Annotated in this window: 13 protein-coding genes and 1 tRNA gene; 8 read left to right on the top strand and 6 right to left on the bottom strand. The window is 64.0% G+C overall.

Annotated features, from left to right (window positions below):
• From ACTS2Z_RS00245 to ACTS2Z_RS00235, 3 genes are all read right to left on the bottom strand, one after another.
• Window positions 1-1,125 carry a Re/Si-specific NAD(P)(+) transhydrogenase subunit alpha gene (locus ACTS2Z_RS00245; protein WP_442571228.1) on the bottom strand — a complete coding sequence of 375 codons (1,125 nt, stop codon included), beginning with the start codon at window positions 1,123-1,125 and terminating at the stop codon, window positions 1-3.
• 99 nt (window positions 1,126-1,224) lie between these two features.
• The gene (locus ACTS2Z_RS00240; RefSeq protein WP_442571227.1) at window positions 1,225-1,518 is read right to left on the bottom strand and encodes an aa3-type cytochrome c oxidase subunit IV; all 294 of its coding nucleotides are present in this window, start codon (window positions 1,516-1,518) and stop codon (window positions 1,225-1,227) included.
• Between the two features lie 91 nt (window positions 1,519-1,609).
• Window positions 1,610-2,536, bottom strand: coding sequence for an alpha/beta fold hydrolase (locus ACTS2Z_RS00235; protein WP_442571226.1), 927 nt, complete (start codon window positions 2,534-2,536; stop codon window positions 1,610-1,612).
• Between the two features lie 312 nt (window positions 2,537-2,848).
• Between ACTS2Z_RS00235 and ACTS2Z_RS00230 the strand changes: the two genes are divergently transcribed.
• The 3 genes from ACTS2Z_RS00230 (at window position 2,849) to ACTS2Z_RS00220 (ending at window position 7,274) form a co-directional block, all read left to right on the top strand.
• Entirely contained in the window at window positions 2,849-4,327 is a 1,479-nt protein-coding gene (locus ACTS2Z_RS00230) for a sigma-54-dependent transcriptional regulator (RefSeq protein ID WP_442571225.1), read from the top strand.
• A gap of 74 nt (window positions 4,328-4,401) precedes the next feature.
• Complete coding sequence (locus tag ACTS2Z_RS00225) at window positions 4,402-6,669, top strand: S9 family peptidase (protein ID WP_442571224.1); 2,268 nt, start codon at window positions 4,402-4,404, stop codon at window positions 6,667-6,669.
• On the top strand, window positions 6,669-7,274 hold the full coding sequence (locus tag ACTS2Z_RS00220; RefSeq protein WP_442571223.1) for a hypothetical protein: 606 nt from the start codon (window positions 6,669-6,671) through the stop codon (window positions 7,272-7,274). The genes ACTS2Z_RS00225 and ACTS2Z_RS00220 overlap by 1 nt, the downstream gene beginning before the upstream one ends.
• Here ACTS2Z_RS00220 and ACTS2Z_RS00215 read toward each other — a convergent pair.
• On the bottom strand, window positions 7,246-8,943 hold the full coding sequence (locus ACTS2Z_RS00215; RefSeq protein WP_442571222.1) for an FAD-dependent oxidoreductase: 1,698 nt from the start codon (window positions 8,941-8,943) through the stop codon (window positions 7,246-7,248). The two genes, ACTS2Z_RS00220 and ACTS2Z_RS00215, sit on opposite strands and share 29 nt — an antisense overlap.
• Window positions 8,944-9,120: 177 nt before the next feature.
• Here ACTS2Z_RS00215 and ACTS2Z_RS00210 point away from each other — a divergent pair, with 177 nt between their 5' ends.
• A complete protein-coding gene (locus ACTS2Z_RS00210) occupies window positions 9,121-10,359 on the top strand; it encodes a hypothetical protein (RefSeq protein WP_442571221.1) in 1,239 nt (412 codons plus the stop codon).
• A gap of 12 nt (window positions 10,360-10,371) precedes the next feature.
• A complete protein-coding gene (locus tag ACTS2Z_RS00205) occupies window positions 10,372-10,917 on the top strand; it encodes a hypothetical protein (RefSeq protein ID WP_442571220.1) in 546 nt (181 codons plus the stop codon).
• Between the two features lie 19 nt (window positions 10,918-10,936).
• Here the strand turns inward: ACTS2Z_RS00205 and ACTS2Z_RS00200 are convergent, their stop codons facing one another.
• Window positions 10,937-11,437 carry a GAF domain-containing protein gene (locus ACTS2Z_RS00200; protein ID WP_442571219.1) on the bottom strand — a complete coding sequence of 167 codons (501 nt, stop codon included), beginning with the start codon at window positions 11,435-11,437 and terminating at the stop codon, window positions 10,937-10,939.
• Window positions 11,438-11,553: 116 nt separating this feature from the next.
• On the opposite strand from ACTS2Z_RS00200, the gene ACTS2Z_RS00195 reads away from it, so the two are divergent.
• Together ACTS2Z_RS00195 and ACTS2Z_RS00190 are read left to right on the top strand one after the other, a co-directional pair.
• Window positions 11,554-11,627, top strand: a tRNA-Gly gene (locus tag ACTS2Z_RS00195).
• Window positions 11,628-11,935: 308 nt separating this feature from the next.
• Entirely contained in the window at window positions 11,936-12,436 is a 501-nt protein-coding gene (locus ACTS2Z_RS00190; RefSeq protein WP_442571218.1) for a fasciclin domain-containing protein, read from the top strand.
• An 85-nt stretch (window positions 12,437-12,521) separates the two neighbouring features.
• On the opposite strand, the gene rimK is transcribed toward ACTS2Z_RS00190, so the two are convergent.
• Window positions 12,522-13,997, bottom strand: coding sequence for a 30S ribosomal protein S6--L-glutamate ligase (gene rimK / locus ACTS2Z_RS00185; protein WP_442571217.1), 1,476 nt, complete (start codon window positions 13,995-13,997; stop codon window positions 12,522-12,524).
• Between the two features lie 224 nt (window positions 13,998-14,221).
• On the opposite strand from rimK, the gene ACTS2Z_RS00180 reads away from it, so the two are divergent.
• Entirely contained in the window at window positions 14,222-15,058 is an 837-nt protein-coding gene (locus ACTS2Z_RS00180) for a pirin family protein (RefSeq protein WP_442571216.1), read from the top strand.
• Window position 15,059 lies beyond the last annotated feature (1 nt).

The following is a 15,059-nucleotide window of genomic DNA, read 5'->3' as shown; positions in this document are numbered from 1 at the left end:
CTATCCTCCAAGCGAGGGATGAACTACCGCGCCATCGCGCGTCAGGGTCATCCCCTTGATGATCTCGTCCTCCCATTGAGGCGAGAGTGCGCCATCCTCACCGCGCAGGAGCGGGGCAAGATTGACGAAATTCTTGGCCAGAAGCTGTGAGGCGTCCGCAGCGAGCCGCGCAGGCAGATTGGAAAATCCGGCGATTTTCACGCCGCCATGATCCACTACCTCATCGGCCTTGGTCAGCTCGCAATTGCCACCCATCGCGGCGGCAATGTCGATGATGACGGAGCCGGGCCGCATGGCCTCCACCATGGCTTTCGTGATCAGGCGCGGCGCAGGCCGGCCCGGTATCAGCGCCGTGGTGACGACAATATCCTGCTTGGCTATATGGGCGGCGACGAGCTCGGCCTGCTTGGCCTTGTACTCGGCGCTCATTTCCTTGGCGTAGCCGCCTGCGGTCTCGGCGGCCTTGAACTCCTCGTCCTCGACCGCGATGAACTTGGCGCCCAGCGAGGCACATTGCTCCTTGGCGGCCGGGCGCACATCCGTGGCAGACACAATTGCACCGAGGCGGCGCGCGGTGGCGATGGCCTGCAGGCCTGCCACACCTGCGCCCATGACAAACGCCTTGGCGGCTGCGACCGTACCGGCCGCCGTCATCATCATCGGGAAGGCGCGGCCATAGAGGCCGGCCGCCTCAATCACGGCGCGGTAGCCTGCAAGGTTGGACTGGGAGGAGAGCGCATCCATGGACTGGGCGCGCGTGATGCGCGGCGTGTATTCCATGGCGAGGGCGTTGACGCCCGCATCGGCGCAGGCCCTGGCGAAATCGGTATCGCCGTGCGGATCAAGAAGGCCGATGATAAGCGCGCCTTTGGGCAGCTTTCCAAGCGTTGCCGCATCGGGACGGCGCACAGTCAGGAAAACCTCGCCCTCTTTCAGGGCCGCAGCGCGGGTCACGCATTTGGCACCTGCCGCCTCGAAGGCCGCATCGGTGATGCTGGCGGAAAGCCCTGCGCCTTTCTCCACCGAGACACTGGCCCCGGCTTTCAGGAGCGCTTTCACCGAATCGGGCGTGGCCGCCACGCGGGCTTCGCCGGGAAAGGTTTCGGTGAGAACGGCTATGCGCATTGTAACGTCCTGTCCTGCCGCTGGCGGGAAAACATCAGGCTGTCACAATGCGCGAATCTCGCAGATGCGCAAAGATGAATTTGGTTAACCGCTGGCTGGCTAGCCAGTGAAGACCGCAATCGCGAGGCCGATAATGGCCGTCAGCACGGTCAGAACGCCCGTGGTCACCCAGTAGCCGACACCCTGCTTCATGGCCACGCCGCCAATGACGCCCACTGCGAGGGCATAGCCGAGCGCCGGGAACCAGCCGGAGCCGGTGGCAAAGGCGAAGGTCAGGAAGACAACCGAATAGGCAAGCACCAGCGAGGACGACACGCCGACTTTCATCACGCTCAAATAGGTGGAGTGCTGGGCACGAATGTCCATCTCGCCGCGCGTGTAGTCAGTAGCCATGTCGGAACTCCGAAACAGTGTCGCCAAGGGATGCTTTCATGGGGCATTAGCATGGGTTTGCCCGGTGGCCAAGACCAATGCGGCTGCACCCTCAGCGGCGTTTTGCCCACCCCTCCAGAAGCGCCTGCAGGACGCTTGCGACCGCGAGCGGCTGGTCGAGGATCAGATGGTGTTTCGCATCGGGCACGCTGATGAAGGGTGAGGCGGTAAAGACCGAGCGCATATAGTCCCAGGTTTCTGCCTGCATCAGACGCGACTGGGCGCCACGCACAAAGGCGAGCGGGCATTTCAGGCTTGCTGCCGCCTTTTCCGGATCGCGCCGCTCCCAGCTGAGCTTGGCCCACAGATCCGGATCGAACTTCCAGGTGACGCCGCCCTCAACCTCTTTCAGCGATCCGCGCGCGATGTAGTCGAGAAGCCAGAGATGCTCGCACGGCTGGTCGGGCAGAAGCCGGAAGCGTTGCAGCGCCGCTGCCGTGTCGCCATAGACCCGGCCGCCCCGGCGTGGCGGTGCATCCCCGCGCTGCTCGGTCTGCGGACGGATCGGGCTGTCGAGGATGATGCCCGCCTGCAATTCGTCGCCCAGCAGGAGCGACGCGGTCAGCGTGACAAAACCGCCGAAGGAATGGCCGGCGAGCACCGGCTTGCCCGCATCAAACGCGCCGCCATCGCGCGCAGCAGCCAGCAAGTCACCGGCATGGTCCTCCATGGAATAGGTGTCGCGCCAGCCGCTATCGCCCATTCCGGCGAGGTCCGGAGCTACCACCCGGTAGCCCTCACGCGCCAGATAGGGCCCGATGGCATCCCACCAGCCTTTGTGCGCGGTGCCACCATGGGCGAGGATCAGGCCCGGCGCGCCGCGCGTCCCCCACGCCTTCCACGCAATCGTGCTGCCCAGCCGGGTGATCGATCCAGCGTCGAAACTGTCTTCCTGTGCGCGCACAAACCATTTCGGCGCAGCCGGGCTTTTGCCTTCCAGGGCGGCAAGCGGCGAGGGCGGGCGTTCTTTTTCAGCCATGTCAGGCGTTCCGTTTCCAGGGGCCGGCAGGGCAGGAGGAGGCTGCAATGCCGGGAAGCGCTCTGGGTAGGCCCCATGCGGCGGCGCGTCAATCAAGGGCAGGCAGGGGCGCGTTCATGAACCGCTAACCCTCTATTTACCCTAACCAATTCTGACCGGCTTCTACACGTGACCTTAACTGGAGGTGTCCCATAACGGTGCGCATCAGGGGAGGCGCTCACCAAGAGCCCGGCCACTTACGCAGAAAACTGCGAAGTGGCCACAAGGGCCGGAGCCCCTCCCGACACGGTGGGAAAAAAGGGTGTGGGTAAGATGGCCAAGACTATCCTGATCGTCGATGACGATCCGACGCAGCGCCGCCTGATGCAGGCGGTCCTCGAAAAGCAGGGACACCACCCCGAGACCGCTGAAAGCGGTGAGGCGGGGCTGGAACGCATCAGGCGTGGCGGCATCGATGTCGTCCTTCTGGACATGATCATGCCGGGCATGGACGGTCAGGAGACGCTGGAGCTCATCAAGGCGCGCGAGCCGGACCTGCCGGTTATCGTCCTGACCGCTCATGGCGGTATCGAGACGGTCGTCAGGGCCATGCGCGCCGGAGCGGTGGACTTCTTCGTGAAGCCTGCCAGCCCCGAGCGCATTGCGGTTTCGATCCGCAACGCCTTCAAGGTACGCGATTTGACCGGGGAAGTGACACGCCTGAAGCGTGCCAAGTCCGGCCAGCTCGGCTTTGAGGACATGATCGCCTCGGCGCCGGCCATGCGTCAGGTGGTGCGCCTTGGTGAGCGTGCGGCGAAGTCCAACATTCCGATCCTCATCACCGGTGAGAGCGGCGTCGGCAAGGAGCTGGTTGCCCGCTCCATCATGGCAGCATCTGACCGGGCCGGGCGTCCGTTCGTGGCCGTCAACTGCGGGGCCATTCCGGAAAACCTGGTGGAATCAACCCTGTTCGGTCACGAGAAGGGTGCGTTTACGGGCGCTGTCGCCAAGCACATGGGCAAGTTCCAGGAAGCCGATGGCGGCACGCTCTTCCTCGACGAGATCGGGGAGCTGCCCCTCGACATGCAGGTCAAGCTCCTGCGCGCCTTGCAGGAGGGCGAGGTGGATCCGGTCGGCGGCAAGAAGCCGGTCAAGGTGGATGTGCGTATCATCTCTGCGACCAATCGCGACCTCGCCGAGCAGGTGAAGACCGGGGCCTTCCGCGAAGACCTGTTCTACCGCCTGAACGTCTTCCCGATAGAGGTGCCGAGCCTTGCTGAACGCGCCGACGACATTCCGGCTCTGGTGCGCCACTTCATTGCGCGTTTCAACGCGCAGGAAGGCAAGAGCGTGCTCGATGCCACGTCCGAGACCATGGACATGCTTGCCCGCCACCAGTGGAAGGGCAATGTGCGCCAGCTCGAAAACGCGGTCTTCCGCGCGGTGGTGCTGTGTGATGGCGACTATCTGACGCCGGAAGATTTCCCGCAGATTTCGGGCCTCAACCCGACCTTGCGGGCGCCCGAGGCCGAACGGCCCGCCATGGCAGCTCCGGGCGCTGTGCCCAGCGAACCGGCCGGGGATATGCCGGCGGCGGCAGGCGGTCACGTCCTGCCGGTGGACATCACCGATGCAGGGGGCCATCTGCGCCCGCTGGAATCGATCGAGCGCGATCTCATCGCGTTTGCCATCGAGACGTATTCGGGCCGTATGGCCGAAGTGGCCCGCCGTCTGGGCCTTGGCCGCTCCACGCTCTACCGCAAGGTGCGCGAGTACGACCTCGAAGTGGACAATTTCCGCGAAGCGGGCTGAGGGCGGCTGCCTCTGGCCATAAATCGATCAGCCTTGTAGCGTCCGGACAGTTTCCACTGTCCGGACGTTTTTTCATGCGCTTTACCGCTCTCGCCTTCCTGCCGGCTGCCCTGCCCGCTGCCCTGATTGTCGCGTCCTGTCAGGAGGCGGCAACGCCCGTTCTCGAACAGGAGGGTGAACGCCTCACCATCGAGCGGCTCTACGCCTCGCCGGACCTGACCGGGCCGACCGCGCGCTCGGTACGTTTTTCTCCTGACGGCAGCCGGATCAGCTTCCTGCGCGCCAAGGAGGATGATCGCACGGTGCAGGACCTCTGGGCGATGGATGTGGAGACGGGACGCACCTATGTGATCGTCGATGCCCGCCAGCTTGCGCCCGAGGAGCGCGAGCTGACCGAGGCCGAAATCCAGTTCCGCGAGCGCGCCCGCATCACCGCCTCCGGCGTTGTCGGCTATGACTGGGATGAGGCAGGCGAGGCGGTTCTTGTGCCGCTCGACGGCGATGTTTTCTACGTTGATGTGGAAAGCGGCGAGGCCCGTCGCCTCACCGAGACCGAAGCCTTCGAGACCGATGCCAAGGTCAGCCCGCGCGGCGGATATGTCTCCTTCATCCGTGACCAGAATCTCTGGGTGCACGATCTGGCGACAGGCGAGGAGCGCGCGCTGACGACCGAAGGCGGCGGCCTGATCAGCTGGGGTATGGCCGAGTTCGTCGCGCAGGAAGAGATGAGCCGCTATACCGGCTATTGGTGGTCACCTGATGACAGCCGCATCGCGGTTGCCCGCGTGGACGAAAGCCCGGTCATGGTGGTGGAGCGCTTTGGCATTTCTGCCGAAGGCGTCTCGGTTTCCGAGCAGCGTTATCCGCGTGCCGGCACGCCGAACGCCCTTGTCAGCCTGCATGTGATCGACCTCGCTACAGGCGAGGTGAGCGACATGGACCTTGGCAGCGAAACAGACATTTATCTCAACCGCGTCAACTGGAGCCGGTCTGGCGGCACGCTCTGGGTGCAGCGCCAGAACCGCGCCCAGACACAGTGGGACTTGCTGGCCCTGAACCCGGTGACGGGCGCCGAGGATGCCGCCCGGCGCATCACCGAGACGGCTGATACCTGGATCAATCTGGATCATGATCTGCGCCCCATGAGCGGCGGCGGGCTTCTTTATCTCTCCGAACAATCCGGTTTCCGCCATATCCGCCGTGTCCACGCCGACGGCACGGCAGAGGACATCACGTCTGGCGAGTGGGTCGTGGACGGGATTTCAAGCGTTGACGAGGAGGCAGGCACTGTCTGGTTTACCGGCTGGATGGAAAGCCCGCTGGAGCGCCACCTCTACTCGGTGAGCCTTGAAGGCGGCGAGCCGGTGCGCCTCACGTCCGGTGAAGGGCGCTGGAGCGTCTCGGTCGGCTCGGGCGGCTCTGCCTTCATCGGCAGCTATTCCGATGTCGAGACCCCTCCCAGTACGGGCCTTTACGCCATGGACGGCACCCGCATCGCGTGGGTTGAGGAAAATCCGCTGAACGAATCCCATCCCTATGCTCCCTATCTGGCGAGCCATGTCTGGCCCGAATACGGCACGCTGACCGCAGCGGATGGCGAGACGGACCTTCACTGGCAGATGTACCGCCCCGATCACTGCACAGCGTCGACACCGTGCCCGGCCATCGTTCAGGTCTATGGAGGGCCGGGCGTGCAGACCGTGACGCGCGGCTGGCAATCCTTGCGTGACCAGATCCTTGTCCAGTCCGGCTATGTCCTCTTCAAGGTCGACAATCGCGGCAGTTCCAACCGTGGCCACGCCTTTGAAGCCGCCCTGCATTTGCGCATGGGCATTCTGGAGGTCGAGGACCAGCTTGCCGGGCTCGACTGGCTGCAGGCCCGCGAGTTCGTGAATGCTGAACGGGTCGGCCTGTGGGGCTGGTCATATGGCGGCTACATGACCCTGATGACGACGCTGCAGGCGCCGGGCCGGTTTGCGGCCGGGATTGCCGGTGCGCCGGTCACCGACTGGTCACTCTATGACACGCACTATACCGAGCGCTTCATGTCGACCCCGCAGGACAATGCCGCAGGCTATGAAGCGGGATCGGTCTTTGCCCATCTCGACGGGTATGAGACGCCGCTTCTCGTCATACATGGTATGGCCGATGACAATGTGACGTTCGACCACTCCACCCGCCTCTTTGCCGAGTTGCAGGAGCGCGGCGAGGTGTTCGACATCATGACCTATCCCGGCCAGCGGCACGGTATCCGTCCGCCTGCCTTGCAGACCCATTTGCTGCGCACGCAGATGTCCTTCTTTGACCGGCACCTGCAGCCGGGCCACCAGAGCCAGCCCTGATGGAGCCGGCCCGCTTCAGCCTCCGCCTCAATGCCTTTGAAAAGGGCGAGCGGAGCTGGAGCGCCGATGCGCAAGGCTTTACCGAGACCTGGCCCGGGGGCGAGAGCCGCCGGTTCGACTGGAGCACGCTGGAAAGTGTGGTGCTCGGCTATGCGCCCAGCCGCTTCAAACCGGATCGATATTCCGCGCGGCTGGTCTTCCGGGCGCAGGGACGGCGTGAGGAGGTGGTGGTTGAAAACATGCACTTTGCCGGGGTTGGCCGGTTCGAGGCCCGCTCGGAAGCCTATGCCGTCTTCATGCGCCAGACGCTCGCTTTCGCGCGCGCTTCCAAACCAGATGCGCAATACTCGGGCGGCACAGGGGTGGTGTCCTACGGACTCCAGACCGGGCTTGCCGCCGTATCACTGCTGGGGATCGGCTACGTCCTGATCCTGTTCGGTCTTGGCGGGCTGATCATCTGGCTGCGCCTCGTCCTGATCGCGGTCCTGACCGTCTTCGTGATCCGCTGGGCCATCAGGGCGCGGCCCGCCCGGCTGAACCCGGAGGCCATTGATCCGCGCTTCCTGCCGCCAGACCCTAGCCTCCCGCCAGCGCCTGGTGGATGAACTGCACGCAGATCGATCCTTCACCTACGGCTGAGGCCACGCGCTTCACAGAGGCGGAGCGCACATCGCCTGCTGCAAACACGTTCGGCTTGCTGGTCTCCAGAAGGAAGGGCTGGCGGGCGAGCGGCCAGCGAGATGCCTGAAGGTCTTCCGGGCTGAGCGCCGGGCCAGTTTTCACGAAGCCCTTTTCGTCCACAGCGACGTCATCGCCGAGAAAGCGGGTGCAAGGGTCTGCGCCGACGAACAGGAAGAGGTGGCAAAGCTCCATCTCGCCGGTTTCGCCACTGGCATTGTCACGCCAGCGAATCCGCTCCAGATGATCGCTCCCTTCAAGGCCGATGATCTCGTGAAACGGTTTCAGCGTGATGTTGGGCGCCTGTTCGATGCGCGCGATGAGATAGCGGGACATTGTGTCTTCCAGCCCCTCGCGGCGCACCATGATGGTCACGTGGCGGGCATGGGCCGCCAGATGGATCGCCGCCTGACCGGCCGAATTGCCGCCACCGACAATCACCACATCCTCGCCCCGGCACAGCCCGGCCTCGATATGGCTGGCACCGTAATGAATGCCCGCGCCTTCAAAGCGTTCCAGACTGTCGAGCTCCAGCTTGCGGTATTGCGCGCCCGAAGCAATGACGACCGCGCGGGCGCGCACCACCCGCCCGTCATCAAGCTCGATGCGCTTGCGCGGGCCTTCACAGGCCAGACGCTCAACACTGCAGGGCAGGAGAATCTGCGCGCCGAACTTCGTCGCCTGATTATAGGCCCGTCCGGCGAGGGCCTGACCGGAAATGCCGGTCGGGAAACCCAGATAATTCTCGATCTTGGAGCTGGTGCCGGCCTGTCCGCCCGGCGCGGTGGTCTCAAGCACCACGGTGCGCAGGCCTTCCGAGGCTGCATAGACCGCCGAGGCGAGGCCTGCAGGTCCTGCGCCAATGACGGCAAGGTCGAAAATCTCTTCCGGGTTCACATCGGTCGCGATGCCCAGAACCTGCGCCAGCTCTAAAAGCGAAGGATTGCGCAAGGGCGCTCCGGCCTCGGTATAGACCAGCGGCGTGTCTTCCGGCGCTATCTCGATCCCGTCCAGCAGGGCCTCGATATCATCGGCCTCTTCCAGGTCGACGAAAGTGTGGGGGTGGCCGTTGCGGGTCAGGAAATCGCGCACGCGCATCGTGCCGGCAGACCAGGGTGAGCCGATCACCAGCACGCCGGAGAGGCCTTCGGCAATCATGCGCATCCGGCGCAGGATGAAGCTGTGCAGGATCAGCTCCGACAGCTCTGCATCGCGCGACAGCGTCTCTCGCAGGTCCGCAACCGAGAGCGCAGTGGTGACAAGGTCGCTACCCGCCACGCCGCCAACCAGCGAGGCACGGCCGGACATCAGGGTGGTTTCGCCCGAATACCGGCCTGGACCGTGCGAAATGATGACCTGTCCTGCCCCGCCGCGCACCGGGCGGACAATATCCAGCCGGCCTTCCTCGACGAGGTGAAACTCGACTGACCGCTCACCCGGCGCCCAGACCGTCTCGCCGGCTTTCCAGCTCTTGCGGGTGCCGCGCTTGCGCAGGCGCTCCATCTGGCTGGCGGTGAGGGTGGGATAGAGCTCGCCCATCCGGTTTTCCGTACCCGCTGCCCAGGGGGGAGGCGCGGCCTTTTGCGTGTCGTCCATGCGTCGCCTCCAGGGCTAAAGACGGTTAACCGGGTGATTAGAGCTTAACATCGTGACAATTCGTGCGGTAACGTTCTGTTAACGGGCTGCCGCACGGGCAGCAGAGGGACCGTGAAACGGGCCGAAAGCGCCCGGGACAGTCAGGCCGGCAGGATGCCGGCGAGGGGAAGTGGGCCGATGACATCTGAAGTGATGATCATGAACCGGCAGGCCGTGGCACTGGCCGCTGACAGCGCGGTGACCTATGGCGGCGGACCGGAGCCGGTCGTGACGCTGGAGGCTGAAAAGATCCTGCCGCTCAATGGCTCGGTCGCGCTGATGGTCTATTCGCGCGGCGATGTGCTGGGCCGGTCCTGGTCGCAGATCGCCCATGCCTTCCGCCAGCAGCATGGTGGCACCGAGTTTGAGAGTGTGGCCGCCTGTGCAAAGGCGTTCTTTGCCTTTGTCGACGGCAACCGCAAGCTCTTCCCCGAACGCGAGGAACGCGAGGAATTCGAGGAACTGATGCGGGCGGCCTTCCTCACGCTGATGAACCATGCACGCGCCATGGCGAGCTATCCCGGCGCGGGCTTCAACGACGATGCCGAGGCGTTCGAGGCTGCGCTGGAGCTTTACCGCAGCCATCTTGCCAATGACGAGAGCGGGCGTCCGCGCGCTGATCTGGACGTGTTCGAAGGGCTGACCCGCGAGCGCTTCTATGCGCTTTATGGTGAGATGCTCGATGAGCTGATCGCTGCCGCGCTCGGCAGTTTCGGACAGGACGAGGCGATGCGCGCGCGCCTGTTCGATTTTGCCTATCTGATCGTGACGAAACCGGCCTTCCTCGAACCCTATGCGGGCCTCGTGTTTGCCGGGTTTGGCTCTGCCGACATCTTCCCGGTCTATGTTCATCACTATGCCTCCATCCTCGTCGACGGGGTGATGAAGCGCGCGCATGACGAGACCACGGCGGTTGGGGTGGATAACGGGCCGAACGCCTTTGTGCGCACTTTTGCCCAGGCTGACATGACACATGCCTTCCTGCGCGGCATCCACCCGCTCATGTTCGACATGATGATCTCGATGAATCTCATCACCAACGAAGCAGCCGCCGAGGCTGCCTTGCGTGAGGCGGGGCTCAACGGCGAAGCGGCAGGCGAGGTGATGGAGCGTATCGGGCAGGCAAGCCTGCCCGCGCTCACCGGCCAGTTCATCAAGGCGGCCCATGCGGTCAGCCAGGAGGAATTCATCAACCCGTTCATCCAGGTGGTTTCCGCCTCCGGCAAGCGCCAGATCGCCGAAACGTCCAAGGCGCTGGTAGAACTCAATATACTCAAAAGCAGCCTGCACATGACCCAGACCGGCGTCGGCGGTGATGTCGATGTGGTGATGGTCTCGCAGACGGGCGGGGTGGAATGGTATGCTCGCAAGGCCTGAAGGCTGGCGGGCATGGGAGATGCGACCATGAGTGATGACCGGAACGACACGCCTTCGCGCCTTGACCTCGACCGCGCCCGCGCCGCTCTGGCAAAGGTGCGCGATGAAAGCGCGATGGCTGTACGCGCCCCGCGCCCGGCCGACCTGTCACGCCTGCGCGAGGAGGATGACCGCCGCCACCGTATCGAGACGCGTGCCGGAGCCTTCCGCATGGAGGTGCGCAGCCAGCTGGGTCTCGCCGACACGCAAGGCCCTTACTCGCCTCTGCCGCTGAACACGGCCGGCGTGCTCGGCCATGCCTTGTGCGATGCCGATATCTGCATGCCCGCAGCGCCTGCGCACCATGCTCCCGAACGCCCGATTGCCGAACCGGCACCGATGATTGCCGCTGATCAGTCTCAGGCCGGTTTTGCCGGTGAGGTTGAAGGCCTCAACCTAGCCGGGCCGGACGAAAGTGCGGACGAGTGGCATGACGGCACGCCGGTGGAGCCCGAAATCGCGCCCGCCGCCGAACAACCCGCTCCGCGCAAGCGCCGGAAGTTTCTGGGGCTCTTCTAGGCCGGGTTTCCTGGCAGGCTCACGCCGTCAGCAAGAGCTTGCAGATCGCTTCTAGTCCAGCGCGGTCGTCCTCGCTGAACGCGTCGGGTATTTCGGAATCCACATCGAGGACTGCCGCCAGCGAGCCATCGGCCCGGAACACCGGCACGACGATTTCCGAATTGGTCCGGCTGTCACAGGCGATATGGCCGGGAAAGGCATGCACATCGGGTACGAGCTGTGTCTCGCCGCTTTTCGCCGCCGCGCCGCACACGCCCTTGCCGAACGGAATGCGCAGGCACCCGAGCGTGCCCTGATACGGGCCGACCACCAGCTCGGACGGCTTTAGCGGATCGACCACATAGAAGCCGGTCCAGAAAAAGCGGGGCGCGAAATTCTGCACGAGCACACAGGCCGCCGTCGCAAAGCGTGCGGTCTCGCTCGTCTCTCCTGAAACGATCGACCGGATTTCTTCCGCGACGCGGGCATAGGCCTCTTTCAGAGTCTCGCCTTCCGGCGCAATCGACAGGGCTTCGGCCATGATGAAGTCTCCAAGTCTGGTTTGTGCCATGTAGGGCAGGCGGGCGGCCGATGACAGCCCCTTGCGTGCACAAACGCTTCGCCGTACATCGGTCCGGCGCGAGAGACAGCGCCCGCGCGGGTGTAGCTCAATGGTAGAGCAGAAGCTTCCCAAGCTTACGACGAGGGTTCGATTCCCTTCACCCGCTCCAAATCTTCCGGCATGTCAGACGATCCCCCGACTTTTCCTCTGACGGGCGCTGGCGCGCCCTCGGGGGTTCGATGGCCTTCACCCGCTCCATTCCTCCCGGCCCCATCGGCGGCCCCTCGGTTCAGTTCTGACCAGCGTTTGCTCTGCGCCTGATGCTCAAACCTTAATGAAATTTTCCGCATCTGGTGATCCAGCCCGCAGGGGGCTTCGTAGATTCCCACCGATACCCGGATGCGGTATCCGCGAGGCTGACGGATTTTCCCCCGGACACGCGGCCTCGTTTCGTCAACCGAAACGGAGACAAGTTCCATGCGTCTTACTGCCCTGATTTCCTCGACCGCTGCTGCCGCCGCCCTGTTTGCCGCGCCGGTTCTGGCCGATCATCATAACGAGCCCGCTGACATCGTCGATACGGCTGTTGCCGCTGACGACTTCAACACGCTGGTTGCCGCCGTTCAGGCCGCCGGCCTTGTCGACGCGCTGAAGGCCGAAGGCCCGTTCACCGTGTTCGCGCCGACCGATGCCGCTTTTGCCGCGCTGCCGGAAGGCACGGTTGACACGCTGCTGATGCCGGAAAATCTGGAACAGCTCCAGTCGGTGCTGACCTACCACGTGGTGGCTGGCAGCTACACCTCTGACAGCGTGGACCCGGGCAGCTACGAGCTGGAAACCCTGCAAGGTTCGACCGTCAATGTCGTGGTTGGCGAAGACGGCTCTGTCACGGTTGATGGCGCCAACGTCATCACCGCCGACATCGAAGCCTCCAACGGCGTGATCCACGTCATCGACGCCGTCATACTGCCGAACTGATCCCCCTCTTAGAGGTTCGGCTTTTTAAGGGGCCCGCCGTTTTCCCCGACGGCGGGCCTTTTTTTGTGAAAGGCGAGGTAGGCGCCTATTCGCCGGCTTCGGCGCCCGCCTTGCCACTGGCCTCTATGACGTTCAGCTCGGTATTTTCCGGAGCGTCGGAGGCTTTCAGGGCGCCCTTGCGGCGCGGCGTGCGCGGCAGGGTCAGGGTCTGCACCTGGCTTTCCATATACTCGATGATGATGCCGGCAACGTCCTTCTCGCTCGTCCGTTCGATGCCTTCGAGGCCAGGCGAGGAGTTCACTTCCAGGATTTTCGGGCCAGAATTGGAGCGTAGCAGGTCCACACCGGCAACCGACAGGCCCATGGCCTTGGCGGCCTTGACGGCAGTGGAGCGTTCTTCCGGCGTGATCTTCACGCTTTCGGCTGTGCCGCCGCGGTGCAGGTTGGAGCGGAACTCGTCGGCCTGGGCCTGACGTTTCATCGCTGCGACCACCTTGCCGCCGACAACAAAGCAGCGAATGTCGGCTCCGCCAGCTTCCTTCACGAATTCCTGCACGATGAAGTTGGCCTCAAGGCCACGGAAGGCGTCAATCACGCTTTCGGCGGCTTTCTTTGTATCGGCCAGTACCACGCCGCGCCCTTGCGTGCTTTCGAGCAGCTTCACCACCAGCGGCGCGCCGCCGACGAGCTCGATCAGGGTCTTGGTGTCTTTAGGCGAGTGGGCAAAAGCGGTTGACGGCATACCGATACCGGCCCGCGCCAGAAGCTGGTGGGCATAGAGCTTGTCCCGGCTCGCCCCGATGGCGGCAGCGGGATTGAGGATGTAGGCGCCGGTCATGGCAAACTGGCGGATCACCGCCATGCCGTAATTGGTCATCGATGCGCCGATACGCGGGATCACGGCATCGAAGCGCGGCAGGCGGCGCCCGTCATAATAGATCGCAGGCGAGAGCGTGTTGATGCCCATGGAGCACCGCGCCGTGTTGATCATCTCGGCGACGTGGCCGCGCTCTTCAGCAGCCTTTTTCAGGCGTTTGGAGGAATAATTGGTGGGTTCGCGCGTCAGGATGGCGATGCGCAAGGGCCGCTTTACCGGCTTCTGGCGTGGATAGTCGGAATAGACCTTGTAGCCGATCTTGCCCTGAACGTAGGAAACGGCAGGGTTCACCACGATACCGTCGCGGATGGCCGTGCGGCCGAGCAGCATGCGGTAATTCATGCTCTCCCGGTTGGTCAGGGTCAGCTCGATCGGCCAGCGCCGGTCGCCGACCTGCACCATTGCCTCGATCACCCAGCGCAGCTCGGATTCGCCGTTTGAAGACGTGACTTCGCGCCGGTCGACCGCCGGGGCCGAACAGGTGATCTCGACATCGGGCTGGCTGGGAATGGGGTGAATGACAAAGCGCACCTGGGGTGCATTGTCAGGGCCGAACGGCTCTACCGACACCGCATGCAGCGCGGATGTCCGCGCACCGGTATCGACCTTTGCCTTGACGGCCGGAATGCCGAGCTCGGGGAAGGACGCCCACTCTTCCCAACCCAATACGAATGGCTGATCCATCAAATCCTCAATGCCTCTGGCGTCCTGCTGCCCATGGTGCGGGCATGTCCTGCCCGTTTCGCGCCTGCATTAGCGCGCAATCTGCCTTGCGTCCATCGGGCCTTCTCTCGCGCGCGATGTCAATTTCTTCCCGCCCGGAAACACAAATCTGCGAGCGCCTTGCCTCGACCTGCGCCGATAAAGGCCCCATTTCACGGTGCACAACAAGGACAGGAGAGCTTGCGATGGCCCTCGTTTACCGCCCGCTGGTGAAGATGACGCGCGGCATGGCCGCCTCTGATGGTGCCGGCGTGAAGATGACCCGGCTTCTGGGCACGCCCGAATTGCGGGTGCTCGACCCGTTTTTGATGCTGGACAAGTTCCATTCCGACAATCCGGACGACTATCTCGCCGGATTCCCGGAACATCCCCATCGCGGCTTTGAAACGGTGACCTACATGGTCGCCGGGCGTATGCGTCACAAGGACAATAAGGGCCATGAAGGCGTGATCGAGCCGGGCGGTGTGCAATGGATGACAGCTGCCGGCGGCATCATCCATTCCGAAATGCCCGAGCAGGAAGACGGGCTGATGAGCGGCTTCCAGCTCTGGATCAACCTGCCGGCCTCCGAGAAGATGAAGCCTGCGGGCTATCAGGAATACACCGCCTCCCAAGTGGCAGAGGACACGCGCCCCGGCGTGACGGCGCGCATCGTCGCCGGCCGGACATCCACCGGCGTCGAAGGCCCGGTGAAGAATGTCACCACTGAACCTTTCTACGCCGAGCTCGTTATGGAGCCGGGCGCAGTGTTTGAAGAGCCGATACTGGCCGACAAGACGACCATTCTGGCAATCCACACCGGCTCGGTCAGCGTTGCAGGTGCCATTCTTGCCGAGGCAAATCTCGGTGTGTTCGGCCCCGGCGATGCGGTGCGCATCGAAGCCGGAGCGGAGGGCGCGCGGGCCATCCTTGCGGCGGCAAAACCGATCGGCGAGCCGATCGCGTGGGGCGGTCCCTTCGTGATGAATACCGAAGGCGAGGTGCGCCAGGCCATGCTGGACTACCAGATGGGACGGTTCTGAG

Source organism: Glycocaulis sp. (genome assembly GCF_052168375.1).
GTDB lineage: Bacteria > Pseudomonadota > Alphaproteobacteria > Caulobacterales > Maricaulaceae > Glycocaulis.
This window is presented reverse-complemented; position numbering and strand designations above follow the sequence as displayed.

What these genes read in the sequence shown, in the direction of transcription:
- ACTS2Z_RS00200 (WP_442571219.1), bottom strand. Translation starts at nt 11,437, where the DNA reads ATGGCCGAAGCCCTGTCGATTGCGCCGGAAGGCGAGACTCTGAAAGAG.
- ACTS2Z_RS00230 (WP_442571225.1), top strand. Translation starts at nt 2,849, where the DNA reads ATGGCCAAGACTATCCTGATCGTCGATGACGATCCGACGCAGCGCCGC.
- ACTS2Z_RS00190 (WP_442571218.1), top strand. Translation starts at nt 11,936, where the DNA reads ATGCGTCTTACTGCCCTGATTTCCTCGACCGCTGCTGCCGCCGCCCTG.
- ACTS2Z_RS00180 (WP_442571216.1), top strand. Translation starts at nt 14,222, where the DNA reads ATGGCCCTCGTTTACCGCCCGCTGGTGAAGATGACGCGCGGCATGGCC.
- ACTS2Z_RS00215 (WP_442571222.1), bottom strand. Translation starts at nt 8,943, where the DNA reads ATGGACGACACGCAAAAGGCCGCGCCTCCCCCCTGGGCAGCGGGTACG.
- ACTS2Z_RS00240 (WP_442571227.1), bottom strand. Translation starts at nt 1,518, where the DNA reads ATGGCTACTGACTACACGCGCGGCGAGATGGACATTCGTGCCCAGCAC.
- ACTS2Z_RS00210 (WP_442571221.1), top strand. Translation starts at nt 9,121, where the DNA reads ATGACATCTGAAGTGATGATCATGAACCGGCAGGCCGTGGCACTGGCC.
- rimK (WP_442571217.1), bottom strand. Translation starts at nt 13,997, where the DNA reads ATGGATCAGCCATTCGTATTGGGTTGGGAAGAGTGGGCGTCCTTCCCC.
- ACTS2Z_RS00220 (WP_442571223.1), top strand. Translation starts at nt 6,669, where the DNA reads ATGGAGCCGGCCCGCTTCAGCCTCCGCCTCAATGCCTTTGAAAAGGGC.
- ACTS2Z_RS00205 (WP_442571220.1), top strand. Translation starts at nt 10,372, where the DNA reads ATGGGAGATGCGACCATGAGTGATGACCGGAACGACACGCCTTCGCGC.
- ACTS2Z_RS00225 (WP_442571224.1), top strand. Translation starts at nt 4,402, where the DNA reads ATGCGCTTTACCGCTCTCGCCTTCCTGCCGGCTGCCCTGCCCGCTGCC.
- ACTS2Z_RS00245 (WP_442571228.1), bottom strand. Translation starts at nt 1,125, where the DNA reads ATGCGCATAGCCGTTCTCACCGAAACCTTTCCCGGCGAAGCCCGCGTG.
- ACTS2Z_RS00235 (WP_442571226.1), bottom strand. Translation starts at nt 2,536, where the DNA reads ATGGCTGAAAAAGAACGCCCGCCCTCGCCGCTTGCCGCCCTGGAAGGC.